This window comes from Flavobacterium pisciphilum, from assembly GCF_020905345.1.
In the GTDB taxonomy this organism is placed as follows: domain Bacteria; phylum Bacteroidota; class Bacteroidia; order Flavobacteriales; family Flavobacteriaceae; genus Flavobacterium; species Flavobacterium pisciphilum.
Genome location: NZ_JAJJMO010000001.1, coordinates 400,771 through 416,165, shown reverse-complemented (window position 1 = coordinate 416,165; position 15,395 = coordinate 400,771). Strand labels below are relative to the sequence as shown.

General features: G+C 31.8%; 15 protein-coding genes. 10 read left to right on the top strand and 5 right to left on the bottom strand.

Annotated elements, in window-relative coordinates; genetic code table 11:
* Position 1: 1 nt before the first annotated feature.
* The gene (locus LNQ49_RS01725) at positions 2-580 is read left to right on the top strand and encodes a YdeI/OmpD-associated family protein (RefSeq protein WP_229987057.1); all 579 of its coding nucleotides are present in this window, start codon (positions 2-4) and stop codon (positions 578-580) included.
* A gap of 229 nt (positions 581-809) precedes the next feature.
* Here LNQ49_RS01725 and LNQ49_RS01720 read toward each other — a convergent pair whose 3' ends face one another.
* On the bottom strand, positions 810-1,559 hold the full coding sequence (locus tag LNQ49_RS01720) for a DeoR/GlpR family DNA-binding transcription regulator (protein WP_229987056.1): 750 nt from the start codon (positions 1,557-1,559) through the stop codon (positions 810-812).
* Positions 1,560-1,643: 84 nt separating this feature from the next.
* Here LNQ49_RS01720 and LNQ49_RS01715 point away from each other — a divergent pair, with 84 nt between their 5' ends.
* Positions 1,644-2,177 (top strand): 5' nucleotidase, NT5C type, encoded by a 534-nt coding sequence (locus LNQ49_RS01715; protein ID WP_229987055.1) that lies wholly within the window; start codon positions 1,644-1,646, stop codon positions 2,175-2,177.
* Between the two features lie 89 nt (positions 2,178-2,266).
* Here LNQ49_RS01715 and LNQ49_RS01710 read toward each other — a convergent pair whose 3' ends face one another.
* A complete protein-coding gene (locus LNQ49_RS01710; RefSeq protein ID WP_229987054.1) occupies positions 2,267-2,863 on the bottom strand; it encodes a methyltransferase domain-containing protein in 597 nt (198 codons plus the stop codon).
* 189 nt (positions 2,864-3,052) lie between these two features.
* Between LNQ49_RS01710 and LNQ49_RS01705 the strand changes: the two genes are divergently transcribed.
* The 4 genes from LNQ49_RS01705 (at position 3,053) to LNQ49_RS01690 (ending at position 6,624) form a co-directional block, all read left to right on the top strand.
* A complete protein-coding gene (locus LNQ49_RS01705) occupies positions 3,053-3,925 on the top strand; it encodes a helix-turn-helix domain-containing protein (RefSeq protein WP_229987053.1) in 873 nt (290 codons plus the stop codon).
* A gap of 186 nt (positions 3,926-4,111) precedes the next feature.
* Positions 4,112-4,528: a (R)-mandelonitrile lyase gene (locus tag LNQ49_RS01700; protein ID WP_229987052.1), complete on the top strand. Its 417-nt coding sequence runs from the start codon at positions 4,112-4,114 to the stop codon at positions 4,526-4,528.
* A 189-nt stretch (positions 4,529-4,717) separates the two neighbouring features.
* Entirely contained in the window at positions 4,718-5,122 is a 405-nt protein-coding gene (locus LNQ49_RS01695) for a cupin domain-containing protein (RefSeq protein WP_229987051.1), read from the top strand.
* A gap of 446 nt (positions 5,123-5,568) precedes the next feature.
* Complete coding sequence (locus LNQ49_RS01690; protein ID WP_229987050.1) at positions 5,569-6,624, top strand: NAD(P)-dependent alcohol dehydrogenase; 1,056 nt, start codon at positions 5,569-5,571, stop codon at positions 6,622-6,624.
* Positions 6,625-6,691: 67 nt separating this feature from the next.
* Here LNQ49_RS01690 and LNQ49_RS01685 read toward each other — a convergent pair whose 3' ends face one another.
* Entirely contained in the window at positions 6,692-7,579 is an 888-nt protein-coding gene (locus tag LNQ49_RS01685) for an SAM hydrolase/SAM-dependent halogenase family protein (RefSeq protein ID WP_229987049.1), read from the bottom strand.
* Positions 7,580-7,777: 198 nt separating this feature from the next.
* On the opposite strand from LNQ49_RS01685, the gene LNQ49_RS01680 reads away from it, so the two are divergent.
* Positions 7,778-10,432, top strand: coding sequence for a TonB-dependent receptor (locus tag LNQ49_RS01680; protein WP_229987048.1), 2,655 nt, complete (start codon positions 7,778-7,780; stop codon positions 10,430-10,432).
* 200 nt (positions 10,433-10,632) lie between these two features.
* On the opposite strand, the gene LNQ49_RS01675 is transcribed toward LNQ49_RS01680, so the two are convergent.
* Positions 10,633-10,842 (bottom strand): hypothetical protein, encoded by a 210-nt coding sequence (locus tag LNQ49_RS01675; protein ID WP_229987047.1) that lies wholly within the window; start codon positions 10,840-10,842, stop codon positions 10,633-10,635.
* Positions 10,843-10,889: 47 nt separating this feature from the next.
* Positions 10,890-11,873 (bottom strand): hypothetical protein, encoded by a 984-nt coding sequence (locus LNQ49_RS01670; RefSeq protein WP_229987046.1) that lies wholly within the window; start codon positions 11,871-11,873, stop codon positions 10,890-10,892.
* A 666-nt stretch (positions 11,874-12,539) separates the two neighbouring features.
* On the opposite strand from LNQ49_RS01670, the gene LNQ49_RS01665 reads away from it, so the two are divergent.
* From LNQ49_RS01665 to LNQ49_RS01655, 3 genes are all read left to right on the top strand, one after another.
* A complete protein-coding gene (locus tag LNQ49_RS01665; RefSeq protein ID WP_229987045.1) occupies positions 12,540-13,058 on the top strand; it encodes a histidine kinase in 519 nt (172 codons plus the stop codon).
* Positions 13,031-13,747 (top strand): LytR/AlgR family response regulator transcription factor, encoded by a 717-nt coding sequence (locus LNQ49_RS01660; RefSeq protein WP_229987044.1) that lies wholly within the window; start codon positions 13,031-13,033, stop codon positions 13,745-13,747. The genes LNQ49_RS01665 and LNQ49_RS01660 overlap by 28 nt, the downstream gene beginning before the upstream one ends.
* A 307-nt stretch (positions 13,748-14,054) precedes the next feature.
* Positions 14,055-15,395 carry a TolC family protein gene (locus tag LNQ49_RS01655; RefSeq protein WP_229987043.1) on the top strand — a complete coding sequence of 447 codons (1,341 nt, stop codon included), beginning with the start codon at positions 14,055-14,057 and terminating at the stop codon, positions 15,393-15,395.

Below are 15,395 nucleotides of genomic sequence, written 5' to 3'. Positions count from 1 at the left end.
AATGGCTAAGGAAGTAGAAACATATTGTCCTCAAAGCCGAACAGAATGGAGACAATGGTTGGAAAATAACTACCAGTCTAAACACTCTGTATGGCTTGTTTATTACACAAAAAAGTCTAAGCTTCCTTCAATCAGTTGGAGTGAAGCTGTTGATGAAGCACTTTGCTTCGGTTGGATTGATAGCACAAAAAAAAAGGTTGACGATTCTTCGTTTATTCAATATTTTAGCAAACGTAAACCTAAAAGTATCTGGTCAAAAATCAACAAAGAGAAAATTCAATTACTCATTGATAGCAAAAGAATGACAAAAGCGGGTTTTGAAAGTGTTGAAGTAGCAAAAAAGAATGGTTCTTGGACAGTTTTGGACGAAGTAGAAGAACTGATAATACCGGAAGATTTAGAAAAAGTGTTCAAAAAGCACAAAGATTCAAAAGACTATTTCCTAAGTCTTAGTAAGTCGACAAGAAAAATAATGTTAAGTTGGATTGTCCTTGCCAAACGACAGGAAACCAGACAAAAACGCATTAATGAAGTTGTAGAAAGTGTAATAAAAAGGCAGATATCACAACAAATCATATAATCATTTATATTTTTCTATAATGTTATGTATATAAATATAAAAGGACATAGTCATGTGACTATGTCCTTATGTAAGTTGCTCTTATAGAAATAGAAATTCTTTTGTTTTTTTTCTTTAAAAAGGAAAAGATTACTTCACTTTGCATTTATTTTCAACAGCGTTCAGTGAACTTCGTTTGAAACAGATAACAAGAAATAGTTCTTAATTAATATACGCTTAAAAAAAAATATTAAACAATTGTAATACCCGCCTCTTTGTACACTTTTAAAACATCTTCTTCGGGAGAAATATTGGTTACCAAGATATTAATATCTTTGATGGGACAAACAAAATAGGCTTCGGCAGTTCCAATTTTTTCAATTGAACTTAATGCAATAACCGTATTTGAATTTTGAATCATGTTCTTTTTAATCTGTGAATCATCGTATATGATTCCAGTTACTCCGCGCTCATGGTGCATACTACAAACTCCTAAAAGACAAACATCTGCTCTAAAATTTCTAAAGAAATCAATGGTTTCTATGCTAGCTGTTGCAAACGATGTTTTACACATTTTTCCACCAGCAAATATCAAATCGATATTGGGTAAGTCTTCTATCAATACAGCTACAGGAAAACTATTTGTTATTACCGTAATTTTTAAATCATAGGGAAAACTTGCAACTAATGCCAAAGAGGTTGTTCCGCCATCGATAAATACTACTTGACCATCTTTTAGATATGAAATTGCTTTTTCGGCAATAATTCTTTTGCTTTCAAGGTCATGTTTTTCTCTATTTCTAAAATGTAATGGAATAGGAGATGGGGCTACTGCACCTCCACGAACAGCCTTTAATAGCCCTTGATCAGAAAGCTCCTTTACATCTCTTCTTACAGTGTCTTCAGAAACATTTAAATACTCACTAAGCTCGAATAAAGTTACTCTATGCTCTTTTGATAAGTATTCTAAAATTACATTTTGACGTTCCTCTTTTTTCATGTGTTGCAAATTTATATTGCAAAAATAATAAAATATTGCAATATATTGCAATATTTGCGTAGATTTGTAGCAAAATAAATTGCAATGAAAAAGAAAACTATTGCTGTCGATATGGATGGCGTGCTTGCTGATATAGAGGCTAGCTTGATTAAATATTACAATAAAGAATGTGGAACAACTATTTCAAGAGAAAGCATTCAAGGATTAAGTGAAGATGAAGCTTTTCAAGGAAGAGAAATTTTACGAGGGATTTTAAATTCTGAAAATTTTTTCAGAACATTACCTGTAATGCCAAATGCTGTAGATGCTTTACGTCAGTTACAAGAAAATTTTGAAATCTTTATCGTTTCTGCTGCTACAGAGTTTCCTATGTCACTTCCTGAAAAAATAGATTGGCTTGGAGAACATTTTCCTTTTATCAAATGGGAGAATATTATTTTATGCGGAAGTAAAAGAATCATCAATACTGATTATATGATTGATGATCACAGTAAGAATTTAGATTATTGCATGGGTAAACCTATTATGTTTACGGCATTCCACAATATAAATCAAACACATCATTTAAGAGTGAATAATTGGAAGGAAGTACTAGAGACGTTAGAAAAAACGCTTTAGATTATTTTTGTTTTTTATTAAATTTTGACAGCTTGAAAGAGCAATTAAACTGCCTATGAATTATTTCAGGGCAGTTTTTTTTAGTATAGCTATACCTTTTTTTTCCAGAAATTCAATATTCCATCACAAGCAGATTCTTCTAAATCAAAACTTTCTGGGATTTCTTCCCAAGTACTCCAATAGGTAACTAGTCTTGTTCCTTTGGGCGTTTTTGACAACTGTTCTCTAACATAATTAGAATATGAATGAAACAATTCTTTTTCAGGAAGTATAATTTTGTCTATTGGACATGTAATATCAATATTTTCGTAAAAGGAGTTATAGAAATAAAATGCATCATAATCTGAAAAGGAAATCTGGTTGATATTCGAATGAATGAATTCAACGTTTTTTACATTATGCTTTTCGGCTATTTTTTTAGATACTTTTATAAGTGACTCTCTTTGTTCAACACCATAAAACATTCCCCTTGTAGAAGCAGCGCCTACTAAGCAAAATTTTCCTGCACCAGCACCTATATCCAGTACTTTTTTATTGGGTTTGTCTACAAGATAATCAGCAGCTGCTTTGGCTATCTCAACTGGAGTCCAATGCCGTTCTGAAAGTCTTTGTATGCGGGTTGAGTATAGTTCATTAAATGTACTATCTTCAATATCAATGTTTAATCGGAGTTGTTTGAAAATCATTTTTATTAGCTGTATATTTTCGATTCAATAAAAAAATATAGTTGTTGTATTTACGATGATTCTTGCAAATCAGTAATTATGGGGTAGATAATATGTGATGTATGGGTTTGCGACTAAGATAGCGTTAGTTACTGTAATTTCATAATTATTTCTTATTTAATTTATGTTTGATTTTCTTAACTTTGCCTCATGGATAATCATATTGTTTCTCAAGCTTCAGATTTTAATACCAATGACTTAAAACTAAAAGGCTTTAAAGTATATGAAGTGAATAGTGGTGTTAATGCTGTACCAACTTATAACCGTAGGGATTTTTACAAGATTTGTATTAATACTAGTAAAAGTCTCATTCATTATGCTGATAGAGGTATTGAAACTGATGGTACAATATTATTCTTTGGAAATCCACATATTCCATACTCTTGGGAAATTATTTCACCTATTTATAGCGGATATGCCTGTGTTTTCACCGAAGATTTTTTAAAGGTTAATTATCGTTCAGATAGTCTTCATGAATCCCCTTTGTTTAAGATTGGAGGAACTCCTATATTCTCTTTGACTCCTGTACAAGAGGAATTTATAACTTCGATGTTTATAAAAATGATATCGGAACAAGATACAGATTACATTTTTAAAGACGATTTAATTCGAAATTATATCAACCTGATTATTCATGAATCATTAAAAATGCAACCTTCAGAAAATTTCTTTAAACATAAGAATGCTTCTTCTCGAATTACTACACTTTTTCTCGAACTTTTAGAAAGACAGTTTCCGATAGAGACCAAGGATCAGCCACTTAAGCTAAAAACACCACAAGACTATGCTCAAAATCTTGCAGTGCACGTCAATCACCTTAATCGTTCGGTAAAGGAAATTACTGGTAAATCGACTACTACTCATATCAGTGAAAGAATTATTAGTGAAGCAAAAGCTCTTTTGCAGCATACTGATTGGAGTATTGCCGATATAGGGTTTTCACTTGGATTTGAATATCCGAGTTATTTTAATAATTACTTTAAAAGGCTAACCGGAACTGTACCTAAAACTTTAAGGATGTAAATTGTTTCATATTCTTAATTTTTTGTTTGATAATTGTTATTTTAAAAAGTCTTTACCAAAGTAAATTTGTACTGGAATAATTAGTATTAATCAATGTCAGATTATTGGCTAAATAGCAAGGTTTGTATTTATAGTATTGACCGCTTCTTTAATTTAGTTTGTACTGATGTATAAAACAGAATAATTATGAAAACAGAACAAAATGAATCAGATAATACTATTTTTCTAAAAGGAGATCCAGCTTCAGCCGATTATTTTACAGGTAATGCTTGGGTAAAACTACTCGTTCCAGATGACAGAACTTTAAATACTGTTGTAGGAAATGTAGTTTTTGAACCCAGAGCCAGAAATAATTGGCACACACATCCCGGAGGTCAAATACTTATTGTTACACACGGAGTAGGTTATTACCAAGAAGAAGGAAAACCTATCCAATTACTTAATATAGGCGATGTTGTTTCTGTTTTACCCGATGTTAAACATTGGCATGGCGCATCCCCTGATAGTGAATTTACTCATATAGCGATTAGTACTAATACTCAAAAGGGCATTGTCGATTGGTTAGAAAGAGTAACTGATGAACAATACAATAGCTTTAAATAGTCCTAAAGTTTATATGTGTTGTTTGTAGCCAACATTAATTTAAAAATAATTTTATAAAAAGTAATCCATAATTTTTTATCTCAATCATGTGATGATAAAATATTGTTGTAAATTGCTGTATTTAAGATTGTTGTGATTTTTATTGGTTAGCCATTAAATAATAAATCAAACTACAATAAATAACTATTTATGCCAACACATTATACAACTACCATAGAAGAAGGAATCGTTCCTAACAAATATGCTATTGGCGAAGTTTCTTTTAAAAAGAGTACTAGCGATATTCAGCCACGTAATACTACCATAAAAGAGGTTTCTTTTGAGCCTGGATCGAGAAATAATTGGCACACAAATACAGGTTTGCAATTGCTTGTTGCAACAGAGGGTGTTGGTTATTTTCAGGAGCGAGGTACGCCAATACGATTGGTTCATAAAGGAGAAGTTCTGACCATTTTGCCAGAAGTTGAGCATTGGTATGGTGCCACACCTACAAGTCGATTTTCGCATATAGCAATTATAACTGAAATAGATAAGGGTCTAGGAATTTGGATGGAACAAGTAACTGATGAGGAATATAACAGTTTTACTGAATAATAAAGGTTCAAAGGTGCTGAGTAGCTAAGGTTCTAAGAGATTGAAAACTAAGAGGGAGAAGTGAAAAGAGATTACAGTCGCAGTTTATAGTTTACAGTTGTGACGCTCAGTTTGTAGTCGCAGTACTGAACACTGTGACTGGATTCTGAAAATTAGCACGCAGATTTAGCGGATTTAGCAGATTATTTTTTCTCTACTTATGAATAATGTAAACTGTAAACTGAATATTGAAAATTTGCACGCAGATTTAGCGGATTAAGCAGATTGTTTTTTCTCTACTTATAAATACTGAGACTGAATACTGAAAATTAGCACGCAGATTTAGCGAATTGAACAGATTGTTTTTTTTTTTACTGTATGAATACTGTAAACTGAGACTAAAGACTAAAGACTGAGACTGAACACTTGAAACAAATAACATTTTAAACAAATAACTTTTTAAAAATATGGAAGCAAAAAACATAAAGGCATTTGGTACAGAAGCTGCCGAAGCACCGTTAAAAACATTAGATATAAAGCGTAGAGCAGTAACTGCACATGATGTGGAGATTGATATTTTATATTGCGGAATTTGTCATTCTGATCTTCATTCTGCTAGAAACGAATGGCATGGTACAATTTATCCAATAGTTCCAGGACATGAAATTGTGGGTCGCGTAACCAAAGTAGGAGATCATGTAAAAAACTTCAAAGTAGGCGATTTAGCTGGAGTAGGTTGTATGGTTGATTCTTGTAGAGAGTGTGAGCATTGTAAAGATGGTTTAGAGCAGTTTTGTGAGCCGGGAAATACAATGACATTTAACTCTCCAGATCCACACCTTGGAGGGCAAACTTTTGGTGGATATTCTGAGAGTGTTGTTGTAGACGAAAGTTTTGTACTTCATATTTCTGATAAATTAGATTTAGCTGGAGTTGCACCTTTACTATGTGCTGGTATTACTACGTATTCTCCATTAAAACACTGGAAAGTAGGACCTGGGCAAAGAGTTGGTATTGTAGGTATTGGTGGTTTAGGTCATATGGGAATCAAAATTGCAAAAGCAATGGGAGCTCATGTAATAGTTTTTACGACTTCATTGTCTAAAACTGAGGATGCAAAACGATTGGGAGCAGATGAAGTAGTACTATCTACAGATGCTGAACAAATGGCTAAATATGCAAAAAGTCTGCATTTTATTTTAGATTGCGTATCGGCTCAACATGATATTGATGCGTATTTAAATCTACTTAGAGTAGATGGAACACTTACATTGGTTGGTGCTCCTATGGATCCACTTCCTGTAACATCATTTAGCCTAATACTTGGTAGAAGAAGTTTCTCTGGTTCGCTTATTGGTGGAATTGCAGAAACTCAAGAAATGCTTGATTTTTGCGCTAAGCACAATATTGTTGCCGATATTGAATTGATAGGTGTAAACGACGTTAATAATGCTTACGAAAGATTATTAAAAGGAGATATAAAATATCGTTTTGTAATCGATATGGCTTCACTTAAAAACTAAGGTTTTGTAAACTAAAAAAAGGTGTTCATTTAATGAACACCTTTTTTATTTATACTGGATGATGAAACTATTTATTGATTAAAATACTCCAATTAGCTCCGCTATAAATTTTATGTTTTTCTGAAAAACTTCCTTGATTTACTGCCAATGAGAAATTCAAAAGGCTATTAAAGTAACATACATCAGTACCGATTTCAACTTCTCCAAAAGTATGTACTAGTTTTAGTTTTCCATCATACACTTTTTTAGTTCCATTAAAAATTTGAATTTTCACAAAATCTCCTGCTTTCAAATCTAAATTTGCAAATGTTTTTTTGTCAATATTGGTCCAAACATTTCCGTATTGAATATCTAAAATCGGTATTCCGCCTTTGATAATTCCTTTTTCGAAAACGGGTTTCTGATATTCAATTTTTACAACCTCATTTGGTAATTTTGGCCCAACTTGATCGAATGTAATTGTTTTTGATGCTAAACGTGCACCTGTATAAGCATAGACATCACGACCATGAAAAGTATAGGACTCATTTGAGTTCTGACGACGGTTTTTTACTTCGTCGATTTCGCGGATTTCTTGAATTCCTAATTGTTCAGCAACTAAAGTCAAAGTACCATTATCAGGAGTTACAAAATAATGACCAGATTTAGTAAGTAAAACAACAGAGTGTCTAGCTGTTCCTACTCCCGGATCACAAACTGAAACAAATACTGTTCCTGTAGGGTAATATTGTGCTGTTTGTGATAAACGATAAGCTGCTTCCCAAATATTAAATGCTGGAATTTCATGCGTTACATCAAATATTTTTAAGTCGGTAGAAACACCTATCGCTACCCCTTTCATGGCAGATACAGCTCCATCTTTCAAACCAAAATCAGATTGAAAAACTAATACATTATTTTGAGAAAACCCATTAAAAGTAATAGCACACAAAAAAAGTAATAATCGTAATTTCATTTTTCTATTTTTAAAAATTTCCACAAAGATATTTCATTAAAATTAGATTTTATCTTTTTTAAACACATAAACTCTATTGGATAAGTAAAGTTTAACTTTTAAGATTTACATTTGCACTTTGTTAAGATTAACAAAATATTTAACAAGCCATTTCATTTATCTAAATGAATAATTTACAATGTATTAAAATAACCAGAAATGAAAAAAAATTTAAGAATCTTAATTACAGCAATTCTCACTTTATCGAGTACCTTGTTTTTTGCGCAAAGTCAAGACATAAAAGGAACCATTACTAGTGAAAATGGAAGTCCATTAGAATTTGTTACTATTCTGATCAAAGGAACTCATGTAAGTGCTACAAGTGATGCTTTAGGGAATTTTAGAGTAACATCAGCAGCAATTAGTCCAACTTTTATAGTTTCATTATTTGGATATCAAACAAAAGAGGTCGTTGTAAGAGGAAATAGTATAGAAATTCAACTGGTTTTAGAGAATAACAGTCTAGATGAAATTGTAGTTGTTGGAAGTAGAAATCCTAAGAAGAGTAAACTAGAAACAGCTGTTCCTGTTGATGTAGTAAATTTGGCTAAAATTAGAAATACAACACCACAAACAACTACAAACGATATTTTAACCTATTTAATTCCTTCTTTTAATTCAAGTCGACAATCATCATCGGATGGTACAGAGCATATTGATCCTGCTTCGTTAAGAGGGTTAGGACCAGATCAGGTTTTGGTTTTAATTAATGGAAAAAGAAGACATACAACATCATTAGTTAACTATCAAAATACTGTTGGAAACGGATCTGTAGGAACAGATTTAAGTGCAATTCCAGCTTCGGCAATTAAGCGTATTGAGGTTTTACGAGATGGTGCTGCTGCACAATACGGATCGGATGCTATTGCTGGTGTTATCAATTTAGTTTTGAAAGATAATGCAGGTTTAGATGCCAATGTAACTTATGGAAGTACCTCTAGAAATGATGGTCAAACTACAAATTTGAACTTGAACTATGGAGCCAAAATTGGAAATAAAGGTGGTTTTATTAATTTGACGGCTGAATTTAATAATCGTCAGAAAACGAATCGTTCTCAAAATAACAACTTGATTATTTTTGATCAATCGGCTTACGATAACAATTTTGCTTATGATTTTGCTGCTGATCCTGCACAAGCACGTCAGATAGATGATAATTTATTAGCACAAAATGGATTAAAGCGTGATGATTTTAATTTCCAGATTGGAGATGCTAAAATCAAAAATATTCAAGGATTCTTTAATGCATCAATTCCGTTAAACGATCAAATAGAGTTTTATGCTTCAGGAGGAATAAGTCACAGAAATGGTACTGGTTATGGTTTTAGACGTTTGCCAAGTGAAACGGAGAATGTTGTGTTTTCTATTTTTCCATTCGGATTTCAACCTGAATTAAATTCAGTTGTAACCGATCTTTCTTCTTCAGTAGGATTTAAATTTAAGTTTGGTGAATGGAAATTGGATTTGAGTAATACTATCGGTGAGAATAAATTTGTTTATGATGTTTCTAATACCAATAACGTTTCATTAGGAGCTAATAGTCCAACTGATTTTGAAGCAGGAAATCACTCTTTTTTACAAAACACAGTAAATGCAGATGTTACAAGATTGTATAAAGATGTTTTTCATGGTTTGAGTGTTGCTTTTGGAGGAGAATATCGTTTTGAAAAATATAAAATTGTTGCTGGCGAAGAAGCTTCTTATATCGATGGAGGATCACAATCATTCCCTGGGTTTTCTCCTTTGAATGCTGTAAATGAAAATAGAAGTAGTGTAGGGGCTTATGTAGATTTAGAAGCTGATGTTACTGAAAAATTATTAATTGGTGTTGCGGGGCGTTATGAAGATTTTACAGATTTTGGAAATACTTTAAACGGAAAATTATCTGCTAGATATAAAATTTTAGATAACCTTTTTGTTCGTGGAGCAATAAGTACTGGATTTAGAGCACCATCTTTACACCAACAATACTTTAACAACATTGCAACTGATGCTGTTGATGGAAAAATTTTAAATTCTGGAATTTTTAGAAATGATAGCGATGTAGCGAAGCAACTAGGGATTCCAAAATTAAAGGAAGAAACTTCTAGAAATTACAGTTTTGGAGTTGTTTTTTCTCCAATAAAGAAATTGAATATTACTGCCGATTATTATCATATCAGGATTGATAACAGAATTATCTTAACTGGAAATTTAGGTAATGATGCCTTTGGAGAACCAGTTCCAGAACTACGTGATTTGTTTGCTGTTTACGGGGCTCAAACAGGACGTTTCTTTACTAATGCAATCAATACAACTACAAACGGACTTGATTTAGTTATTGACTATGATATGAATGTTGGAGAAGGGAAAATGAATCTTTCGCTATTGTATAACTATAATGACAACAAAGTAGACAAGCATTTAAACAATGTTCCAGCTTTGTTTGAAGGCCAAGAAGATGTTTATTACGGACCACAAGAAAGAAGTTTGATTGAAACAAATACTCCAAAACACAAAGGAACTTTTGCAATAAATTATAGTTTAAGTAAATGGAACTTTTTATTGAGAAACACCTATTTTGGAGAAGTAATTCGTGATGGATTCCCATTTGGAGGAATTCAAAAACATAACGGAAAAGTAGTTACAGATTTAACTGTTGCTTATAAAATAACTCCAAAAATCCAGATTGCTTTAGGAGCTAATAACCTATTGGATGTTTTTCCAGACAGACAAATTTATGAAAACAGCTATTATGGTGTGTTTAAATATGCTCCTGTACAAATGGGAACAACTGGAGCTTACTACTTTGGAAGAATGAGCTTTAGTTTGTAGATGTGTGAGAGGTTATTTGTGAAAAGTGAAAAGTGAGAAGTGAGATGAAAAATGTAAACTGTGAGAAGTGAAATGTTTACTGTAAACTGAGACTGCAAACTGTAAACTGAGACTGCAAATTGTAAACTGAGACTGCAAATTGTTTTTTAAAAAAAGAACCGTCTATAAATAGGCGGTTCTTTTTTTTTGCGTATAATTTTTTAATCTAGTTTGATGCAATCAAAATTAAGGATATTAAGAAGTTCTATGATTTTGCAAGATTCTATTTGATTAGCTTCAATTCGCAGTATTTTGTCACAATCTTCCAAATCAAAATTTATTTGATGATCATGAAAATATTCTTGAATGCTTTTTATAATGATAGTAGTGTCGCTTTCGTTTTGAACATTTGTTTTAAAAATTTCGATCATGATTTCTTTTTTATTGGTGCATTTTTATTTGGGAAAATATATTTTTTCTAAAATGGATTGTATGATAAACCAAGTCTAAAATAAGCTTGAGCATCTTGTTTGTTTTCGTAAATATATTTGTCGGTACGTTCTCCTCGTTCTGTAACACGGGTGCTTAAAATATTGTTTATTCCTGTTTTAAATGTGCCTATGATTTTTCTATCCAAGTGATATTCATAGGTTATGCCAGATTTTAGCTCAAGAGAATTCACTTCATAGACTCCTTTTAATTGGGACTCTTTTATATTTAAGTAAAAATTTTCGGAATCAAATTCAGTACCAAACGAAATACGCCCATTTTCTAGTAATTCTCTTCTAAAAAGGATGCTTTTTGGAAGGATTATACCAACTTCCCATTTAGAGTTAACAAACTGATGGTTATAGGTAAACAAAGGCGCGATAGGAACTATTGATGACGGATCGGCAATTACCAAAAGCCCAGCTGTGATAGTAGTATTTGCTGTTTTCTTAAGAACTAAGCTTGCCGTAACGAAGCCTTTAATTCGCTGTACATTATCTTCGTTTCCATCTACTATCATAGTAGCGTTATAAATTATAGGCTTGTTAAATAGGGAAGACACATAGGTTGCACTCAATGCTTCTGCAAAATAATGAAAATCTTTTGTAGGTCTTGAATGAGTTGTATTGGACTTAAAATTATAAATATCACCAAATCCATATGATTCATATTTATATAAGAAGGTGTTCGTTAAAACAAATCGCTGTGATTTAGATTTATATAAAGGTAAGTTTACTGCTATTTTTAACCTGTTGTGGTTGTCAAATCTTCCTTTTTCATCCTCTTGTCCTAAGAGTTTAGAATTATAATTTGTAGGTCCAAATTGATCATATTGCAAGTCGAAAGTACGAGTAATCGGGAAGTTTCTCTTTACGCCTTTAATGAAGCCTTTCATTGTAGGATCTTCTTCTTGACTTATGGCTTGTAACGAAGTCAATAGTAATAGTGTTATGTATACAATTATTAGTTTCATAGTTTTAGGTATAAAAGATAGTAAAGTCATGATGTCAGGTTACAAAAACCGGAAACAAATGTAGGGAGTAGCTTCTTATTATAATAGAACAATTATACTAATGGCGCATGATTTATACTAATGGCGTTTGTATAATTTTGGTATTATAAAAGCTTATAAATTAAATATTAAGCTAATTTTGCATTCATGAAATTTTTTAAAATCTATCAAAACGTCTTCCTAAGAAACATCATTATAAATATTTTTGCCATAGCAATTATTTTTGTTTGTGTGTACGATGAGTTTAGTGAGCAAAAACTGGGTTGGTTTTATCTTTTTAAGAAAATCTGCTTGGGGTATTTCCCAATGTATCTTGGAATATTATGTAGCAATACCTTTTTGATTAAGCCATTTTTTTTAGAAAAAAAGTATAAAATCTTCGCTGTGCTCTTTATTGCTTATTGGGTTTGTTTTTACTTTATATTGTCTAGGTATTTTATATATGCAGACCTTGGTAGACTAAAAACGTTGTCTGTATTTTCATTGGTTTGCAACGGAACGGGAATTTATTTTCTTCATTTGTGGATTGTTCAAAAAATTTCTCAATCGAATAGGGATCTTATTAATTACGAATCGGAGCTTTCTTTTTTAAAACAACAGCTCAATCCTCATTTTTTGCTCAATGCAATGAATAATCTTTATGGAGAATCATTGGTTGCGCCAGAAAGACTTCCGGATAGAATATTGAACCTTTCGGATATGCTTCGCTATCAAATAGAAGCGACAAAAAAAGATTTTGTGTTGCTTGTTGAAGAAGTGGAGTTTATTAAAAAATATATAGAGTATTATGCTTTTCGAAATGAGCGTCTTTCGATTACACAAAATTATGAAGGTCATTTTGAAGGTATTGAAATATCGCCATTGTTCTTTTTGCCATTAGTAGAAAATGCTATTAAATTTTCGGGAGAAACAACTACACCATATATAATTCTTGATGTAAGTGTTAAGTGCGGAAAATTATCATTTTCGATAAAGAATAATTTTTTGATGGAGGGCTCTAGGCTTTCAAGTACTGGTATTGGAATTGAAAACCTTAAAAGACGACTTGAAGTTTATGGATTAAAACATGAACTTAAATATGTGAAAGAGGGAGATTTATTTAGTATAAAATTAAAAATATGGGATTTACCTACCGCTGCCTTATAATAGATGATGAGACGCCTGCTCACAAAGCTTTAGCTTCACATATTGCAAAATATGATGATCTAGAACATTCAGGAAGTGCCTTTAGTGGTATGGAGGCCTTAAAAATGCTCAATGAAAACATCTATGATATTATCTTTCTGGATATTAATATGCCAGTTATATCTGGTGTAGAGTTAATGGAATTGCAGCCCAATCGCCCGCTTACTATTGTAACTACAGCCTATTCTGATTTTGCTCTCTCCGCTTATGAAAACGATGCTATCGATTATTTGCTGAAGCCTATCTCTATTGAAAAATTTAGTAAAGCAGTTAATAAAGCAAAAGCCTATTTTTCTGGTAAAAGCTTAAAAGAAAAAAACAGTTATCAAGATGGAGTGCTTTCTTATCGTATAAATGGTCAAATGGCAACTATACTTTTAAAAGAGATCATTTATATAGAAAGTCTAGGCAACTACATGAAACTATATAGCAATAAGTTAGATATCCCCATTATCATATATGGATCGCTTTCTAGTATTGCAAAAGAGATTGATAATGTAAACTTTATACAAATACATCGATCGTTTATAGTAAACAAACATGCAATACGAACGCTAACGTCTAAAACTTTGACGATGAGTAATGCCGAAGTTTTACCTATTGGAAGGAAATATCAAATCTTGCTTGACAATTTAAATTTATTGCCTTAGCATTTGTATCTTCATTTAGCACTCACATCTTAAATTGATCATTTTTTATTTATCACCTAATGAAAGGGTATGAGTAGCGAGTGTGTATTGATTAATTTATATTTTAATTATGATTATAATGATTTTGTTTCGGTAAAATTGTTAAAATAATCGTTATATTTGATGTGATTAATCGTTTTGGACAATGTTACTATGAATAATGTACCAAATCCCCTTTTTTAGTCAAATCCATAATAGGCTCAAAGCAATTTTTATTATCTAAGACTCAGGTTACATTTTATTTTTTTAATTTAAAATAACTACAAGTATGAGGTCATTTATGATAAATACTTTAATGGCGATTTTGATAATTCATGGTGTACGTAGTTCAGCACAAACAATTGAATCTAATCCATTGCCTACAGTATGGAATCTTGAACAATGTATTGCTTATTCTAAGCAACAGAACATTCAAATTAATACATTACGGTTAACAACTAAATCTACAGAACAAGATTTATTGTTATCCAAAGCAGCTAAGTATCCTAATCTTTTGGGTAATGCATCACAGACTTTTACTAATTCAAAAAATGCAGATTTAGTGGTTGGAGGTTTTCAAACCCAGTCTAGTTTTGCAGGTAATTATTCTTTGGGATCATCTATGGTTTTATACAATGGAGGATATCTGAATAATGACATTAAACAGAAAGAATTATTTATAAAATCGGCACAATTTAATGCTGATGCTGCTCAGAATGATATCACAATACTAATTACGCAGGCCTATTTAACTATTCTTTTGGCTAAAGAAAATAGTGTGTATTTAAATGAAATTGTAGCAACCTCAAAAGCACAACTTACATTAGGCGAGTTAAAATACAATGCAGGTAGTATTGCTAAGAAAGACTTTGTTTTACTAAAAGCACAATTAGCAACAGATAACTATAATTTGGTTGTTTCTCAGAATAGTGAACGTCAAAATATATTAACATTAAAGCAGTTGCTACAACTTCCGTCAGGATATAATTTAAATATTCAGAAACCAGAAAATCTAGCTACTACTTTACCTGTGGTAAACTTAGATGAAGCTCAAAAAATAGCATTAGAGCAAAGACCTGAAGTTAAAAGTAGTTTATTAGGAAAAGAAGCAGCTGATTTGGAGTTATTAAAGTCCAAAGCTAGTTTTAAACCAACGCTTAGCGCTAGTGGTACATTGGCTTCGGGATATTCAGATAATCAGAGTACATCATTTGGATCACAATTAGATAATAATTTTTACCAGCGTGTAGGGCTTTCATTGACTATTCCGGTATTTAATAATCGGATAGCAAGGACGAGCGTCGAAAAATCTAAAATAGCCATAGACCAATCTAAATTAGATCTTACGAATACTGAAACAGTACTTTCTCAAAAAGTAGAACAAGCGTATATAAATGTTCTTAATGCCCAATCACAGTTTGCTGCTGCTAACGAACAGCTTGAAGCGAATACTGAGAATTATCGAATAGCAAATGAACAATTAAGACTGGGTGGAATTAATACCGTAGATTATCTCTTGGAGAAGAATTTATATGTTCAGGCATTGCAGAATTTTATTCAGGCAAAATTTAATGCTGTAGTGAGTTTAAAAATATATGATTTCTATAGAGGAGATCCAATCAAACTATAA

Bases quoted from the DNA above. Each gene is read 5' to 3' on its own strand.
- LNQ49_RS01670 (WP_229987046.1), bottom strand. From the start codon at position 11,873: ATGAAACTAATAATTGTATACATAACACTATTACTATTGACTTCGTTA.
- LNQ49_RS01705 (WP_229987053.1), top strand. From the start codon at position 3,053: ATGGATAATCATATTGTTTCTCAAGCTTCAGATTTTAATACCAATGAC.
- LNQ49_RS01665 (WP_229987045.1), top strand. From the start codon at position 12,540: ATGAATAATCTTTATGGAGAATCATTGGTTGCGCCAGAAAGACTTCCG.
- LNQ49_RS01685 (WP_229987049.1), bottom strand. From the start codon at position 7,579: ATGAAATTACGATTATTACTTTTTTTGTGTGCTATTACTTTTAATGGG.
- LNQ49_RS01675 (WP_229987047.1), bottom strand. From the start codon at position 10,842: ATGATCGAAATTTTTAAAACAAATGTTCAAAACGAAAGCGACACTACT.
- LNQ49_RS01710 (WP_229987054.1), bottom strand. From the start codon at position 2,863: ATGATTTTCAAACAACTCCGATTAAACATTGATATTGAAGATAGTACA.
- LNQ49_RS01655 (WP_229987043.1), top strand. From the start codon at position 14,055: ATGAGGTCATTTATGATAAATACTTTAATGGCGATTTTGATAATTCAT.
- LNQ49_RS01695 (WP_229987051.1), top strand. From the start codon at position 4,718: ATGCCAACACATTATACAACTACCATAGAAGAAGGAATCGTTCCTAAC.
- LNQ49_RS01680 (WP_229987048.1), top strand. From the start codon at position 7,778: ATGAAAAAAAATTTAAGAATCTTAATTACAGCAATTCTCACTTTATCG.
- LNQ49_RS01715 (WP_229987055.1), top strand. From the start codon at position 1,644: ATGAAAAAGAAAACTATTGCTGTCGATATGGATGGCGTGCTTGCTGAT.
- LNQ49_RS01725 (WP_229987057.1), top strand. From the start codon at position 2: ATGGCTAAGGAAGTAGAAACATATTGTCCTCAAAGCCGAACAGAATGG.
- LNQ49_RS01660 (WP_229987044.1), top strand. From the start codon at position 13,031: ATGGGATTTACCTACCGCTGCCTTATAATAGATGATGAGACGCCTGCT.
- LNQ49_RS01700 (WP_229987052.1), top strand. From the start codon at position 4,112: ATGAAAACAGAACAAAATGAATCAGATAATACTATTTTTCTAAAAGGA.
- LNQ49_RS01720 (WP_229987056.1), bottom strand. From the start codon at position 1,559: ATGAAAAAAGAGGAACGTCAAAATGTAATTTTAGAATACTTATCAAAA.
- LNQ49_RS01690 (WP_229987050.1), top strand. From the start codon at position 5,569: ATGGAAGCAAAAAACATAAAGGCATTTGGTACAGAAGCTGCCGAAGCA.